This is a genomic window from Streptomyces sp. NPDC006610 (genome assembly GCF_040611575.1).
Taxonomy (GTDB): Bacteria; Actinomycetota; Actinomycetes; order Streptomycetales; family Streptomycetaceae; genus Streptomyces.
Window position 1 is genome coordinate 16,862 of record NZ_JBEXOP010000005.1, and the last position, 12,805, is coordinate 29,666.

Annotated in this window: 13 protein-coding genes; 8 read left to right on the plus strand and 5 right to left on the minus strand. The window is 72.9% G+C overall.

All coding sequences use genetic code 11. The annotated features are described in order from the left end of the window. Positions 1-61: 61 nt before the first annotated feature. The 5 genes from fasR to fabF all read left to right on the plus strand — a co-directional run bounded on the left by fasR (position 62) and on the right by fabF (position 4,999). Positions 62-1,267 carry a fatty acid biosynthesis transcriptional regulator FasR gene (gene fasR, locus ABZY13_RS05680; protein WP_356627590.1) on the plus strand — a complete coding sequence of 402 codons (1,206 nt, stop codon included), beginning with the start codon at positions 62-64 and terminating at the stop codon, positions 1,265-1,267. An 89-nt stretch (positions 1,268-1,356) separates the two neighbouring features. Next, the gene (locus tag ABZY13_RS05685) at positions 1,357-2,268 is read left to right on the plus strand and encodes an ACP S-malonyltransferase (RefSeq protein WP_356627591.1); all 912 of its coding nucleotides are present in this window, start codon (positions 1,357-1,359) and stop codon (positions 2,266-2,268) included. A 24-nt stretch (positions 2,269-2,292) separates the two neighbouring features. After that, positions 2,293-3,294, plus strand: coding sequence for a ketoacyl-ACP synthase III (locus tag ABZY13_RS05690; protein WP_356627592.1), 1,002 nt, complete (start codon positions 2,293-2,295; stop codon positions 3,292-3,294). A 79-nt stretch (positions 3,295-3,373) separates the two neighbouring features. After that, positions 3,374-3,622: an acyl carrier protein gene (locus tag ABZY13_RS05695; protein ID WP_004988657.1), complete on the plus strand. Its 249-nt coding sequence runs from the start codon at positions 3,374-3,376 to the stop codon at positions 3,620-3,622. Between the two features lie 105 nt (positions 3,623-3,727). Continuing rightward, positions 3,728-4,999 carry a beta-ketoacyl-ACP synthase II gene (gene fabF, locus ABZY13_RS05700; protein ID WP_356627594.1) on the plus strand — a complete coding sequence of 424 codons (1,272 nt, stop codon included), beginning with the start codon at positions 3,728-3,730 and terminating at the stop codon, positions 4,997-4,999. A 150-nt stretch (positions 5,000-5,149) separates the two neighbouring features. Here the strand turns inward: fabF and ABZY13_RS05705 are convergent, their stop codons facing one another. Beyond that, positions 5,150-5,644 (minus strand): DUF3145 domain-containing protein, encoded by a 495-nt coding sequence (locus ABZY13_RS05705; RefSeq protein WP_356627595.1) that lies wholly within the window; start codon positions 5,642-5,644, stop codon positions 5,150-5,152. 257 nt (positions 5,645-5,901) lie between these two features. Here ABZY13_RS05705 and ABZY13_RS05710 point away from each other — a divergent pair, with 257 nt between their 5' ends. Together ABZY13_RS05710 and ABZY13_RS05715 are read left to right on the plus strand one after the other, a co-directional pair. After that, entirely contained in the window at positions 5,902-6,798 is an 897-nt protein-coding gene (locus tag ABZY13_RS05710) for an SGNH/GDSL hydrolase family protein (RefSeq protein WP_356627596.1), read from the plus strand. A gap of 15 nt (positions 6,799-6,813) precedes the next feature. Continuing rightward, positions 6,814-7,791, plus strand: a complete 978-nt coding sequence (locus ABZY13_RS05715) for an aldose epimerase family protein (protein ID WP_356627597.1) — start codon at positions 6,814-6,816, stop codon at positions 7,789-7,791. A gap of 317 nt (positions 7,792-8,108) precedes the next feature. Here the strand turns inward: ABZY13_RS05715 and ABZY13_RS05720 are convergent, their stop codons facing one another. Next, complete coding sequence (locus ABZY13_RS05720; protein ID WP_356627598.1) at positions 8,109-8,933, minus strand: EI24 domain-containing protein; 825 nt, start codon at positions 8,931-8,933, stop codon at positions 8,109-8,111. Positions 8,934-8,956: 23 nt separating this feature from the next. After that, positions 8,957-9,412 carry a MarR family transcriptional regulator gene (locus ABZY13_RS05725; RefSeq protein ID WP_356627599.1) on the minus strand — a complete coding sequence of 152 codons (456 nt, stop codon included), beginning with the start codon at positions 9,410-9,412 and terminating at the stop codon, positions 8,957-8,959. Between the two features lie 107 nt (positions 9,413-9,519). Here ABZY13_RS05725 and ABZY13_RS05730 point away from each other — a divergent pair, with 107 nt between their 5' ends. Beyond that, positions 9,520-10,518: an NADP-dependent oxidoreductase gene (locus tag ABZY13_RS05730; RefSeq protein WP_356627600.1), complete on the plus strand. Its 999-nt coding sequence runs from the start codon at positions 9,520-9,522 to the stop codon at positions 10,516-10,518. A 3-nt stretch (positions 10,519-10,521) separates the two neighbouring features. On the opposite strand, the gene ABZY13_RS05735 is transcribed toward ABZY13_RS05730, so the two are convergent. Both ABZY13_RS05735 and ABZY13_RS05740 read right to left on the minus strand, forming a co-directional pair. Beyond that, positions 10,522-11,688, minus strand: a complete 1,167-nt coding sequence (locus tag ABZY13_RS05735; RefSeq protein WP_356627601.1) for a serine hydrolase domain-containing protein — start codon at positions 11,686-11,688, stop codon at positions 10,522-10,524. A gap of 94 nt (positions 11,689-11,782) precedes the next feature. Beyond that, complete coding sequence (locus ABZY13_RS05740; protein ID WP_356627602.1) at positions 11,783-12,625, minus strand: hypothetical protein; 843 nt, start codon at positions 12,623-12,625, stop codon at positions 11,783-11,785. Positions 12,626-12,805 lie beyond the last annotated feature (180 nt).

Consider the following 12,805-nt stretch of genomic DNA (forward strand, 5'->3'; position numbering starts at 1 on the left):
GCCGTCCGACTGCGCGACCCGGCGGCACGTACGCCCGTCCGGATAAGGCAGTCTTGTCCCCGTGCCCGAACCCGTACGCCGCAAGCCCGACGCCGCCGCGCCCCCCGCGCATCCCCATGCCGCGACCCTGAAACGGCTGGAGAAGTCCTCCGGGAGTCTCGCCGCCCAGGCCATCGCGCGGATGGACGAGACGCTGCCGTGGTACCGGGCCATGCCTCCGGAGAACCGTTCCTGGATCGGGCTGGTCGCGCAGGCCGGCATCGCCGCCTTCACCGAGTGGTTCCGCCGCCCGGACGCCCCGCAGGCCATCTCCACCGACGTCTTCGGCACCGCGCCGCGCGAGCTGACGCGGGCGATCACGCTGCGCCAGACCGTGGAGATGGTGCGCACGACGATCGAGGTGATGGAGAGCGCGATCGAGGAGGTCGCCGCCCCGGGCGACGAGAACCTGCTGCGCGAGGCGCTGCTGGTGTACGCCCGGGAGATCGCCTTCGCCACCGCCCAGGTGTACGCGCAGGCCGCCGAGGCACGCGGCGCCTGGGACGCGCGGCTGGAGTCACTGGTGGTGAACGCGGTGCTGAGCGGGGAGGCCGACGAGGGGGCCGTGTCGCGGGCCGCCGCGCTGGGCTGGAACTCCCCGGAGCATGTGTGCGTGGTGCTGGGCACGGCGCCGGACGGGGACTCGGAGCTGACGGTGGAGGCCATCCGGCGGGCGGCCCGGCACGCCAAGCTCCAGGTGCTGACCGGGGTGCTCGGCAGCCGTCTCGTGGTGATCGCGGGCGGCAGCGACAATCCGCTGGCCGTGGCGAAGTCGCTGATCGGACCGTTCGCCGCGGGGCCGGTGGTCGCCGGGCCGGTGGTGCCCGACCTGCTCGCCGCGACCCGGTCCGCGCAGGCCGCGGCGGCCGGCCTCAAGGCGTGCGCGGCCTGGCAGGACGCCCCCCGGCCGGTGCTGGCCGACGACCTGCTGCCCGAGCGCGCGATGGCGGGCGACCCCGGCGCGCGGGAGCAGTTGGTGGAGGAGATCTACAGACCGCTGGAAGAGGCCGGTTCCGCGCTGCTGGAGACGCTCAGCGTCTATCTTGAACAGGCCAGCAGTCTGGAAGGGGCCGCACGGATGCTGTTCGTGCATCCCAACACCGTGCGCTACCGGCTTCGACGTGTGACTGATGTCACCGGATGGTCGCCGTCCGACGTTCGATCCGCGTTCACGCTGCGGATCGCGCTGATCCTGGGACGTCTCACCGACGGTGACCCTCAGACCTAGGCTTTTGTCGGGGGCCCACAAAACCCCCTGGTGTTCTTCGTCCTTGTCCTCACGGGCGGCCGTGCCCGTCTGCAAGAGAGAGTGTGAGAGTGCTCGTACTCGTCGCTCCCGGCCAGGGCGCCCAGACGCCCGGCTTCCTGACCCCCTGGCTCGAACTGCCCGGCGCCGCCGACCGCGTCGCCGCGTGGTCGGACGCCGTCGGACTGGACCTCGCCCACTTCGGCACCAAGGCCGACGCGGACGAGATCCGCGACACCGCCGTCGCGCAGCCGCTCCTCGTCGCCGCCGGGATCCTCTCGGCGACGGCACTCGGTGCCATCACACCGGGCGCCGTCGCGGGCCACAGCGTCGGCGAGATCACCGCCGCGCAGTTCGCCGGGGTCCTGGACGACACCGCCGCGCTGACCCTCGTACGCAAGCGGGGCCTGGCCATGGCCGAGGCCGCCGGCGTCACGCGGACGGGCATGGCGGCGCTGCTCGGCGGCGACCCCGAGGTCACCGTCCCGCACCTGGAGCGGCTCGGCCTGACCGCGGCCAACGTCAACGGCGCCGGTCAGATCGTGGCCGCCGGCACGCTGGAGCAGCTTGAGGCGCTGAACGACGACAAGCCCGAGGGCGTCCGCAAGGTCGTCGCCCTCAAGGTCGCCGGCGCGTTCCACACGCACCACATGGCGCCCGCGGTGGACACGCTGGCCGCGGCCGCCGGGGAGCTGACGCCCGCCGACCCGAAGGTCCCCTACGTCTCCAACCGGGACGGGCAGGTCGTGACCGGCGGCGCCGAGGTGGTCGAGCGGCTCGTCGGGCAGGTCGCCAACCCGGTCCGCTGGGACCTGTGCATGCGGACCTTCCAGGAACTGGGCGCGACCGCGCTGCTGGAGGTGTGCCCCGGCGGCACCCTGACCGGCCTCGCCAAGCGCGCCCTGCCCGGCGTCAGGACGCTCGCCCTGAAGACCCCCGACGACCTCGACGCGGCCCGCGAGCTGATCGCAGAGCACGCCTGAGTCGCTTTAAGGAGCCGACCGAACATGTCGAAGATCAAGCCCAGCAAGGGCGCCCCGTACGCGCGCATCATCGGCGTGGGCGGTTACCGGCCCACCCGGGTCGTGCCGAACGAGGTGATCCTCGAGACGATCGACTCGTCCGACGAGTGGATCCGGTCCCGCTCCGGCATCGAGACCCGGCACTGGGCGAACGACGAGGAGACCGTCGCCGCGATGTCCGTCGAGGCGTCCGGCAAGGCCATCGCCGACGCCGGGATCTCCGCCGCGCAGATCGGCGCCGTCGTCGTCTCCACGGTCAGCCACTTCAAGCAGACCCCGGCCGTCGCCACCGAGATCGCCGACAAGCTGGGCACCGAGAAGGCCGCCGCGTTCGACATCTCGGCCGGCTGCGCGGGCTTCGGCTACGCCCTGACCCTCGCCAAGGGCATGATCGTCGAAGGCAGCGCCGAGTACGTGCTGGTCATCGGTGTGGAGCGGCTGAGCGATCTGACCGACCTGGAGGACCGGGCGACGGCCTTCCTGTTCGGCGACGGCGCGGGCGCGGTCGTCGTGGGCCCCGCCCAGGAGCCCGGCATCGGCCCCACGGTGTGGGGCTCGGAGGGCGACAAGTCGGAGACGATCAAGCAGACCGTGCCGTGGACGGACTACCGCGACGGCGAGGTCGCGAAGTTCCCGGCGATCACGCAGGAGGGCCAGGCGGTGTTCCGCTGGGCCGTGTACGAGATGGCGAAGGTCGCCCAGCAGGCGCTGGACGCGGCCGGGATCGGCTCGGACGACCTGGACGTCTTCATCCCCCACCAGGCCAACGAGCGGATCATCGACTCGCTGGCCAAGACTCTCAAGCTGCCGGAGCACGTCACGATCGCCCGCGACGTGCGCACCACCGGCAACACCTCGGCCGCCTCGATCCCGCTCGCGATGGAGCGGCTCCTGGCGACCGGCGAGGCGAAGAGCGGCGACACCGCGCTCGTCATCGGATTCGGGGCGGGTCTCGCGTACGCAGCGACGGTCGTTACCCTCCCCTAGGCACTCCGTGCCGGATGATGCGTCCGGTACGGGTTTCACACCGCCACACCCTCTGGAACATCTACGAAGGAGCGCCGACATGGCCGCCACTCAGGAAGAGATCGTCGCCGGTCTCGCCGAGATCGTGAACGAGATCGCCGGCATCCCGGTTGAGGACGTCCAGCTGGACAAGTCCTTCACCGACGACCTGGACGTCGACTCGCTGTCCATGGTCGAGGTCGTCGTCGCCGCCGAAGAGCGCTTCGACGTCAAGATCCCCGACGACGACGTCAAGAACCTCAAGACCGTGGGCGACGCGACCGAGTACATCCTCAAGCACCAGGCCTGATCTTCCGATCACCTGGGCCGACTGCCCCGCCACCCGGCGGTGGCGCCGTTCTCCCCGCCCCGGGCGGGGGTAGTCCTCCTCGAATCCGCTGGAGAAAGAATTCCCGTGAGCCCGACCAATCGCACCGTGGTCGTCACCGGTATCGGCGCAACCACACCGCTGGGTGGCGACGCAGCCTCTACCTGGGAGGGCCTGGTCGCCGGCAAGTCCGGCGTCAAGCCCCTGGAGCAGGAGTGGGCCGCCGAGCAGGCGGTCCGCATCGCGGCGCCCGTCGCCGTGGAGCCCTCCGAGATCCTCCCGCGCCCGCAGGCCCGCCGCCTCGACCGCTCGGCGCAGTTCGCGCTGATCGCGGCCCAGGAGGCCTGGAAGGACGCCGGCTTCACCGGGAAGGCCGGTGAGGACGGCAGCGTCGACCCGGACCGGCTCGGCGCGGTCATCGCCTCCGGCATCGGCGGTGTGACGACCCTGCTGGACCAGTACGACGTGCTGAAGGAGAAGGGCGTCCGCCGCGTCTCCCCGCACACCGTGCCCATGCTCATGCCGAACGGCCCCTCCGCCAACGTCGGCCTGGCCGTGGGCGCCCGCGCGGGCGTGCACACCCCGGTCTCCGCCTGCGCGTCGGGCGCCGAGGCCATCGGCTACGCCGTCGAGATGATCCGCAGCGGGCGCGCCGACGTCGTCGTCGCCGGCGGCACGGAGGCGGCGATCCACCCGCTGCCCATCGCCGCGTTCGGCAACATGATGGCGATGTCCAAGAACAACGACGACCCCCAGGGCGCCTCCCGCCCCTACGACGTGGCCCGCGACGGCTTCGTCCTCGGCGAGGGCGCCGGCGTGATCGTGCTGGAGTCCGCCGAGCACGCCGCCAAGCGCGGCGCGCGGGTGTACGCCGAGGCGGTCGGCCAGGGCATCTCCGCCGACGGCCACGACATCGTGCAGCCGGAGCCCGAGGGCCGCGGCATCGCGCACGCACTGCAGAACCTGCTCGACGCGACCGACCTGGACCCGGCCGAGGTCGTGCACGTCAACGCGCACGCCACCTCGACGCCGGCCGGCGACGTGGCCGAGCTGAAGGCGCTGCGCAAGGTGTTCGGGGACGACGCCGACCACATCGCGGTCTCCGCCACCAAGTCGATGACCGGGCACCTGCTGGGCGGCGCGGGCGGCGTGGAGTCGGTCGCGACGGTGCTCGCCCTGTACCACCGGGTGGCGCCGCCGACCATCAACATCGACACCCTCGACCCGGAGGCGGAGGCGCACGCCGACATCGTCCGCGGCGAGGCGCGCAAGCTGCCCGTGGAGGGCCGGATCGCCGCGCTGAACGACTCGTTCGGCTTCGGCGGGCACAACGTGGTGCTGGCGTTCCGGACGGTGTGATCCCGGGTCGCCGTCCGTCCGCCGTGAACGGCGAGTGGCCCGCCCCTGGTGGGGGCGGGCCACTCGCCGTTTCGCATGTCCTGTGTGCGCCAGGTGCGGGTTGCGGGGGGGGGCGTTCGCGCAGTTCCCGCGCCCCCCGGCGGGTGAGGGTCAGACGACCTGGTGGAGCCATCTCACCGGGGCGCCCTCGCCGGCGTAGCGGAAGGGCTCCAGTTCGTCGTCCCAGGGCTTGCCGAGGAGCTTGGCGAGTTCCGCCTCCAGCTCGGTCTCGCCGCGCTGGGAGCGCTGGAGGGCGGCGCGCAGACGGTCCTCGGGGATGAGGATGTCGCCGTGGATGCCGGTGACGGCGTGGAAGATGCCGAGGTCGGGGGTGCAGCTGTACCGCTCGCCCTCGGCGGTGGGGCAGGGCTCGGCGGTGACCTCGAAGCGCAGCAGGTGCCAGCCGCGCAGCGCGGAGGCCAGCTTGGAGGCGGTGCCTGCCTGGCCCTGCCAGGAGAACTCCGAGCGCCAGGTGCCCGGCGCGGCGGGCTGCCGGATCCAGTCGAGGCTGACGCGTGTGCCGAGCACCCCGGCGACGGCCCACTCGACGTGCGGGCACAGCGCGCGCGGCGCGGAGTGCACGTACAGGACTCCACGTGTCGTCACCGGGACCTCCGGGCAGAGCGGGCATGGTGCGTCGGGCTGGGCGGGTGGTGGCCGGACGGGCCACGCTGATGGCGAGGCTACCGTGCGCCGGGGCAAGGAGTGTGACGTACCGTCGGTCCCAGTGCCCCGAAACGCCCCCCATTCACCCGGCAGGACGCTTGTGCGGGTGTGAGACGTTCCACCGGGGGCGCCGGGAACCCTCGCGCGTTGTCATGGGTTGGGGAGCATGACACGTCGTGCAGGGGATGGAGCAGGGCATGCGGAAACGACGTCAGCGTTCACGGGCCGGCCTCGCCGTGCTCGTCGCCGCCGTGCTCGGGGCCGCCGGCTGCGACGTCGTGGGCGGTGACGCGCCGGATGCCGCGGATCCGTCCGGGGGGCGCGCGGCGAGGCCGAGCCCGACGCCGGTGTGGGACACCAGCCCCGAGTCCGTCGCGGCCGTCGGCGACTCGATCACGCGCGGCTTCGACGCCTGCCAGGTGCTGTCGGACTGCCCCGAGGCGTCCTGGGCGACCGGTGACAGCCCGCGCGTGGACAGTCTGGCGGTACGGCTGCTGGGCGGCGGGCGGGCCGCCTCGCACAGCTGGAACTACGCCGTCACCGGGGCCCGGATGGCCGACCTGCCCGGCCAGATGTCCCGCGCGGTCGTCCGCAGGCCCGAGCTGGTGACGGTGATGGTGGGGGCGAACGACGCCTGCCGGGCCTCCACGGACGACATGACGCCGGTGCCCGACTTCCGCGCGGACTTCGAACGGGCCCTGCGGACGCTGCGCGATGCCCTGCCCAAGGCCCAGGTGTACGTGGCGAGCGTGCCGAACCTGAAGCGCCTGTGGGCGCAGGGCCGGACGAGCGTGCTCGGCAAGCAGATCTGGAAGCTCGGCATCTGCCCCTCCATGCTCGGCGACGCCGACGCGCTGGACGCGGCGGCCACCGAGCGGCGGAACACGGTGCACCAGCGCGTCGAGGACTACAACGACGTGCTGGAAGAGGTGTGCGAGCGCGACCCGCGCTGCCGCTTCGACGGCGGCGCGGTGCACGACTACCGCTTCGGGACGGCCCAGTTGAGCCACTGGGACTGGTTCCACCCGAGCATCAACGGCCAGGCCAGACTGGCCGAGATCGCCTACCGGAAGGTCACCGCGCCCTCCCGGTGACTTAGAGTTCCGCCCATGGGCGAACTTTTCGGCACTCTTTCCGATCGAACCCCGGTGCACCGCTGGACGCTGGAGCGCGCCGGCGTACGGGTGCGGGTGCTGTCGTACGGCGGGATCGTGCAGTCGGTCGAGACGCCGGACCGCGACGGGCGGACCGCCGACGTGGTGCTGGGCTGCGCGGACCTGGAGACGTACGTCGCCAATCCGGGCCCGTACTACGGCGCGCTGGTGGGGCGTTACGCGAACCGGATCGCGGGCGGGAGTTTCGAGCTGGACGGCCGCACGTACCCGCTCGCGCGCACCAACGGGCCCAACTCGCTGCACGGCGGTGAGCGGGGCTTCGACAAGCACGTGTGGGACGTGACGCCGGTCGAGCACGGGCTGCGGCTGTCGCGGGTGAGCCCGGACGGCGAGGAGGGCTTCCCGGGGCGGCTGGAGGTGTCGGCGACGTACGTCCTCGACGCGTCCGGCGCGCTGCGGATCTCCTACGAGGCGGTCACCGACGCGCCGACGGTGCTGACGCTGACGAACCACTCCTACTGGAACCTGGGCGGCGCCGGGACCGGCAGCGCCGCCGGCCACGAACTGCGCATCGCCGCCGGCCGGTACACGCCGGTCGACGCGGACCTGATCCCGACGGGCGAGCTGGCGGACGTGACGGACACCCGCTTCGACTTCCGGGAGGCGCGCAAGGTCGGCTCCGGGTACGACCACAACCTGGTCCTCGACAAGGGGGTCACGCGGACGGCCGAGGAGGTCGCCGAGCTGCACGACCCGGCGTCGGGGCGGGTGCTGACGGTGGCGACGACCGAGCCGGGGCTCCAGCTGTACACGGGCGAGCATCTGACCGGCCCGTTCGGTCCGAACGACGGGGTGGCGCTGGAGACCCAGCACTTCCCCGACTCCCCCAACCGGCCGGAGTTCCCGAGCACGGTGCTGCGGCCGGGAGAGGTGTACCGGTCGGAGACGGTGTACGGGTTCTCGGTGCGGTGACGCCGGTTCTGTGCGGTGACGCGCATCCTGTGCGGTGGTCCCGGCGCCGGGACGTCGGCCGCGGTGCCGGAGGGTCGATCCCCGCGCCGGCGCGTCGGTCGTCCGGGGGCGGTGCGCGGCGAGCGCCGGTCACTGCCAAGGGGTGAGCCCCGGTCCGGAGGTCAGGTCCCGGACCGGGGCGGCGGGACGCTCGGTCCCGGCACTCGTCCCCGGTCCAGACGGTAGCCGCCGGGGCGGGCGCGCGGCCGTGGATCGGGCGCACTGACGGGTTCCCGTACGAACCCTTCACAAGCGGGGGCGGAGGGGCGCGGCCAGGCTCAGGCGCCGGGCTTGCGGAAGTGGACGCCGCCCGCGGGCCGCGCGTCCACGCCGTCGTCCTCGTCGGCGTCGCCCCCGGTGTCCTCGCCGTTCAGCTCGCGGGCCAGCATCGTCGCGCCCGCGACCGCGCCCGGCATCAGGAAGACGGCGACGAAGGGCACCACGAAGGCGAGGGCGAGGGGCGTGCCGAAGCCCCACACGAGCCGCTTGCGGGCGCGCAGCAGGGCGAGCCGGTCGCGGAGCTCGACCTCGCGGCGCTGGAGCGCGACGGAGGTGAGCTCCTGGGTGAGGAAGAAGCCGGTGACCATGAAGCCGATCACCGGGACGACGGTCTGGCCGAGCACCGGGACGAAGCCGAGGGCGAACAGCAGCACGCCCCACGCGAGGGCGCGGGCGAGGACGCGCAGGTTGTCGCGGGCCGAGATCCACAGTTCGCGCAGGAGCGGCAGGCGGGATTCGGGGGCGGTGCCGTCCGGGGAGAGGTCGCGGTCGACGGCCTCGGAGAGGCTCTCGTAGAAGGGCTGGCCGATCAGCAGTGTGACGGCCGTGAAGGTGACCACGGAGAGCAGCAGGGCGAGGGCGAACAGCAGGACCGTGAGGAAGCCGCGGAGCAGGCCCTGCCAGGGGCTGTCCCAGTCGTCGGCGAAGGGGGTCGCCCAGCCGACGAAGTCCTGCCCCCACACGGCGAGCGCCACCAGCACCGCCGCGTAGAGCACGAGTGTGATCAGGCCGGGCAGCAGCCCGAACCCGAACTGCTTGCCGTGCCCGGCCACCCACCGCTGGCCCTTCAGCAGGTAGCGGAAACCCACCCCGAGATCGCGCATGGGACGACTCTAGCCGCCGGGACTCAGCGGGCCTCCCCGGCCTCCACGTCCAGCATCCGGCGCAGCAGTTCCCGCAGGGTGTGGCGCTCGATCTCGGTGAGGCCGGCCAGCGGCTCACGGGCGAATCCGAGGGACTCGCGCAGGCTGCGGGCGACGCGGCGGCCCTCCTCGGTCGCCGCCGCGAGCTTCACGCGGCGGTCGGCGGGGTCGGGGCGGCGCTCCACGAGACCGCGCGTCTCCAGGCGGTCCACGATGCCGGTGACGTTCGACGGCTCGCACTTCAGCTTGTGCGCCAGCTTGCGCATGGGGAGCGGTTCGAGACAGAGCAGGCCGAGGAGCTTGGCCTGCGCGCCGGTGAGCGCGTGCTCGGCTGCGGCCTCCTCGTACTCGTCGTGGTAGCGGGCCACGACCGTGCCGATGAGGTCCACGACCTCCAGGGTCACTTCGTCCGGGCGGGATCTGTGCGGTGTGGCGGCCATGGCTTCAGGATACCTCCATTGCTTGACAACATGAAACTTTCAGGCACATGATTGTTTCAGTTACTGAAACATACGACGCAGATCGTCGGAAAGGCACAGGCGCTCCCATGATCAACCGCGAGTGGCATCTCCTCAGCCGTCCGGTCGGCCGGCCCCGGCCGGAGGACTTCGCCCTGGTCGAGGCCGAGGTCCCCACGCCGCGCGAGGGCCAGGTGCTGGTGCGCAACGAGTACCTCTCGGTGGACCCGTACATGCGCGGCAGGATGTCGGCCGCGAAGTCGTACGTCGCCCCGTTCGAGCTGGGCAAGGCCATGCAGGGCGGCGCGGTGGGCGAGGTCGTCGCGTCCGACGCCGAGGGCTTCGCCGTGGGCGACCACGTCCTGCACTTCCTCGGCTGGCGGGAGTACGCCGCGCTGGACGCCCGGCACGCGGTCAAGGTCGACCCGCAGGCCGCTCCCCTCTCGGCGTACCTCGGCGTCCTCGGCATGACCGGCCTCACCGCCTACGCGGGCCTGCTGCGCACGGCGTCCTTCAAGGAGGGCGACTCCGTCTTCGTGTCGGGCGCGGCCGGAGCGGTGGGCAGCCAGGTGGGGCAGACAGCCCGCCTCAAGGGCGCGTCGCGGGTGATCGGCTCGGCGGGGTCGGACGAGAAGGTCAGGCTGCTGCTGGAGGAGTACGGCTTCGACGCCGCCTTCAACTACAAGAACGGCCCCGTCGCCCAGCAGCTGCGCGAGGCCGCCCCGGACGGGATCGACGTCTACTTCGACAACGTCGGCGGCGACCATCTGGAGGCCGCGATCGGCTCCCTCAAGGAGGGCGGCCGGATAGCGGTCTGCGGAATGATCTCCGTCTACAACAACACCGAGCCCGCCCCCGGCCCGCGCAACCTCGCCCGGCTGATCCAGACCCGCGGCCGGATCGAGGGCTTCCTCGTCGGCGACCACTACGACCTCCAGCCGCAGTTCTTCCAGGAGGTCGGCCCGTGGGTGGCCTCCGGCGAGCTGAAGTACCGCGAGACGGTCGTCGAGGGCATCGAGAACAACCTGGAGGCGTTCCTCGGCGTCCTGCGCGGCGACAACACCGGCAAGATGATCGTCAAGCTCTGACCGTCAAGCTCTGATCGCCGCGAGCGCGGCGCGGTGCGCGGCCCGGACGAAGCGCTCGTTCTCCGGTGCGGCTCCGCCGGGGAAGGCGATCCGGCGGCGGGTGTAGCCGTAGGCGAGTCCGCTGCGCGGGTCGGCGAAGGCCTGGGCGCCGCCCGCGCCGCTGTGCCCGAAGGCGCCGGCGCCGAGGAAGGGGTAGGCGGTGTCGGCCGTGGCCTGGAATCCGAGGCCGTACGCCCTGTGGGCGCGGGAGACGAGGTCGTGGCCGACCGAGTGGATCCGCCCGGCCTCGGCGACGGTGTCCGGCTCCAGCAGCGGCGGCCTGCCGTCGACCTCGCCGGTCGCCGCCGCGTACATCCGGGCGAGCCCGCGCGCGGAGGCGACGCCGCCCGCGGAGGCGGGGCCCTTGGCGCGGACGGTGCGGGAGTTGGGGTGGTCGATCAGGTCCTTGGCGCCCGGCGCATGGGTGTTGAAGGCGATGGCGGCGAGGGTGTGCGGTCCGTCGTCCAGGGCCTCCGCGTCGAGCACGGCCTGCTGCTCGGGCGTGGGCGCCATCGGCTGCACGGAGCGGTAGCGGGGCTCCAGGGCCTCGGGCAGCCCGAGGTGGAAGTCGAGCCCGTACGGGGCGCGCACCCGCTCCTCGTACACCTCCTGGAGCGTGCGTCCGGTCGCCCGCAGGACGACCTCGCCGACGAGCGCCCCGATGACCAGGGCGTGATAGCCGAAGGCGGTGCCGGGCCGCCAGAAGGGCCGCTGCCCGGCGAGCCGTTCGGCGATGGCACGGTCGTCGGCCTCCTCGTCCCGCGTGAACCCCGCGTCGGTCCCCACGACACCCGCCCGGTGCGCGGCCAGCTCCCGGACGGTCACCTCCCCCTTGCCCTCGGCGGCGAACTCCGGCCAGTAGTCGGCCACCGCCCGGTCCAGCTCGACGGCCCCGTCCTGCGCCGTCAGCGCGAGGACGAGATGAGCGGCCCCCTTGGTGCAGGAGAACACCCCGTAGAGCGAGTCGCCGGCGACCCCGTCCCCGGCCCACAGGTCGACCACCCGACGGCCGTGCGCGTAGACGCACAACTGCCCCTCGTAGTCCTCCCGCTCCCCCGCCACGAAGGCGGCGAACTCCTCCCGCACACCCTCGAACCCGTCGGCGACGGTCCCGCGTACTTCCTGGCTCATGGCGCCTGCCTCACCCTTCGTGCGTCGACTCGGCCCCGTGGACGCCGGGCCGGCCTCCGAGCCGATTCGGGCGGAGGCGTCCGCGTCGACGACCCTACGCGCACCACCACAGGAACCGCTCGCACGTCTGTGTCGGGTCCGGTTGCGGGGTCGTCTTCGGGGGCTTCGGGGCTTTCGTGGGGGTCGTGGTCGGGGCCGCCGGCGGAGGCGGGGAGTCGGGGGCCGTGGTCGTGGGGGGCGGTGAGGGCGGGGCCGAGGTGGTCGGCTCGGAGGGCCGGGTGGAGGAGGGGTCGTCCTCGGGGCTCGGCTCGGCCTTCTCCTTCTCCTTTTCGGACGTCGACGGGGACGCCGAGACGGCCGGATCGGCCGTGCCGGTGTACGGCGTGTCGGCCATGCCGGAGGGCGACTCCTCCGGCGTGTCGGACCTCGCCGCCGCCGCGTCCGCCGCCGTGCGGCCGGGGGAGGCCGGTGGGGCGTCCCGGCCCAGTTCCGCGAGGCTGAGGCCCGCGGCGGCCAGGGTGAAGCCCGTGGTGATCAGCAGGACACGCCGACGACGGCGACGGTGGGTCGCCGCCTTGCGGTCCCGGCGGGTCGGGGCGGAGGCGGAGAGGGCCGACCGACGGTCGCCGACGGGGGCCGAAGGGGGATCGTCGGCGGAGCCCTGCCAGGAGTCGTCGGCGGAGCCCGACCGGGGGCCGTCGGCGGGGTCGGTCGCGTCCAGGCCAGGGGCGGCTGCGCCCCGGTCGGGGGTGACCGCGTGCCGGTCGGGCGCGGGGGTCCCCCAGGGCTCTGGCGATGAGGCATGGGCCGCGGGCTGTTCGTACGGCTCGTACGGCTCGTAGGCCTCGTACGCCCCCGGCCGCTGCGCCGGTGTGCCGCAGCCCGGGCAGGCGAGGGCGCCGTTCAGGTGCCGTCGGCACGGGTGGCAGTAGTCCATGACGCGGGAAGGCTAGGTTCCGGGCCGCGGCCGATGGGCGGGGTCACTGTGAAGATTCTGTGCGGAACTGCCCGTTCCGGTGCGGCGGTTGAGGGATAGCACCGGCATCCCGCCCCTACCTCCCGAAACGGCCGTCGAAAGCGGGTTTCGAAAGTGCCGAAAGTGTTGTGCGTTCGACCC

What these genes read in the sequence shown, in the direction of transcription:
- ABZY13_RS05690 (WP_356627592.1), top strand. Translation starts at nt 2,293, where the DNA reads ATGTCGAAGATCAAGCCCAGCAAGGGCGCCCCGTACGCGCGCATCATC.
- ABZY13_RS05695 (WP_004988657.1), top strand. Translation starts at nt 3,374, where the DNA reads ATGGCCGCCACTCAGGAAGAGATCGTCGCCGGTCTCGCCGAGATCGTG.
- ABZY13_RS05710 (WP_356627596.1), top strand. Translation starts at nt 5,902, where the DNA reads ATGCGGAAACGACGTCAGCGTTCACGGGCCGGCCTCGCCGTGCTCGTC.
- ABZY13_RS05715 (WP_356627597.1), top strand. Translation starts at nt 6,814, where the DNA reads ATGGGCGAACTTTTCGGCACTCTTTCCGATCGAACCCCGGTGCACCGC.
- ABZY13_RS05720 (WP_356627598.1), bottom strand. Translation starts at nt 8,933, where the DNA reads ATGCGCGATCTCGGGGTGGGTTTCCGCTACCTGCTGAAGGGCCAGCGG.
- ABZY13_RS05725 (WP_356627599.1), bottom strand. Translation starts at nt 9,412, where the DNA reads ATGGCCGCCACACCGCACAGATCCCGCCCGGACGAAGTGACCCTGGAG.
- ABZY13_RS05730 (WP_356627600.1), top strand. Translation starts at nt 9,520, where the DNA reads ATGATCAACCGCGAGTGGCATCTCCTCAGCCGTCCGGTCGGCCGGCCC.
- ABZY13_RS05735 (WP_356627601.1), bottom strand. Translation starts at nt 11,688, where the DNA reads ATGAGCCAGGAAGTACGCGGGACCGTCGCCGACGGGTTCGAGGGTGTG.
- ABZY13_RS05740 (WP_356627602.1), bottom strand. Translation starts at nt 12,625, where the DNA reads ATGGACTACTGCCACCCGTGCCGACGGCACCTGAACGGCGCCCTCGCC.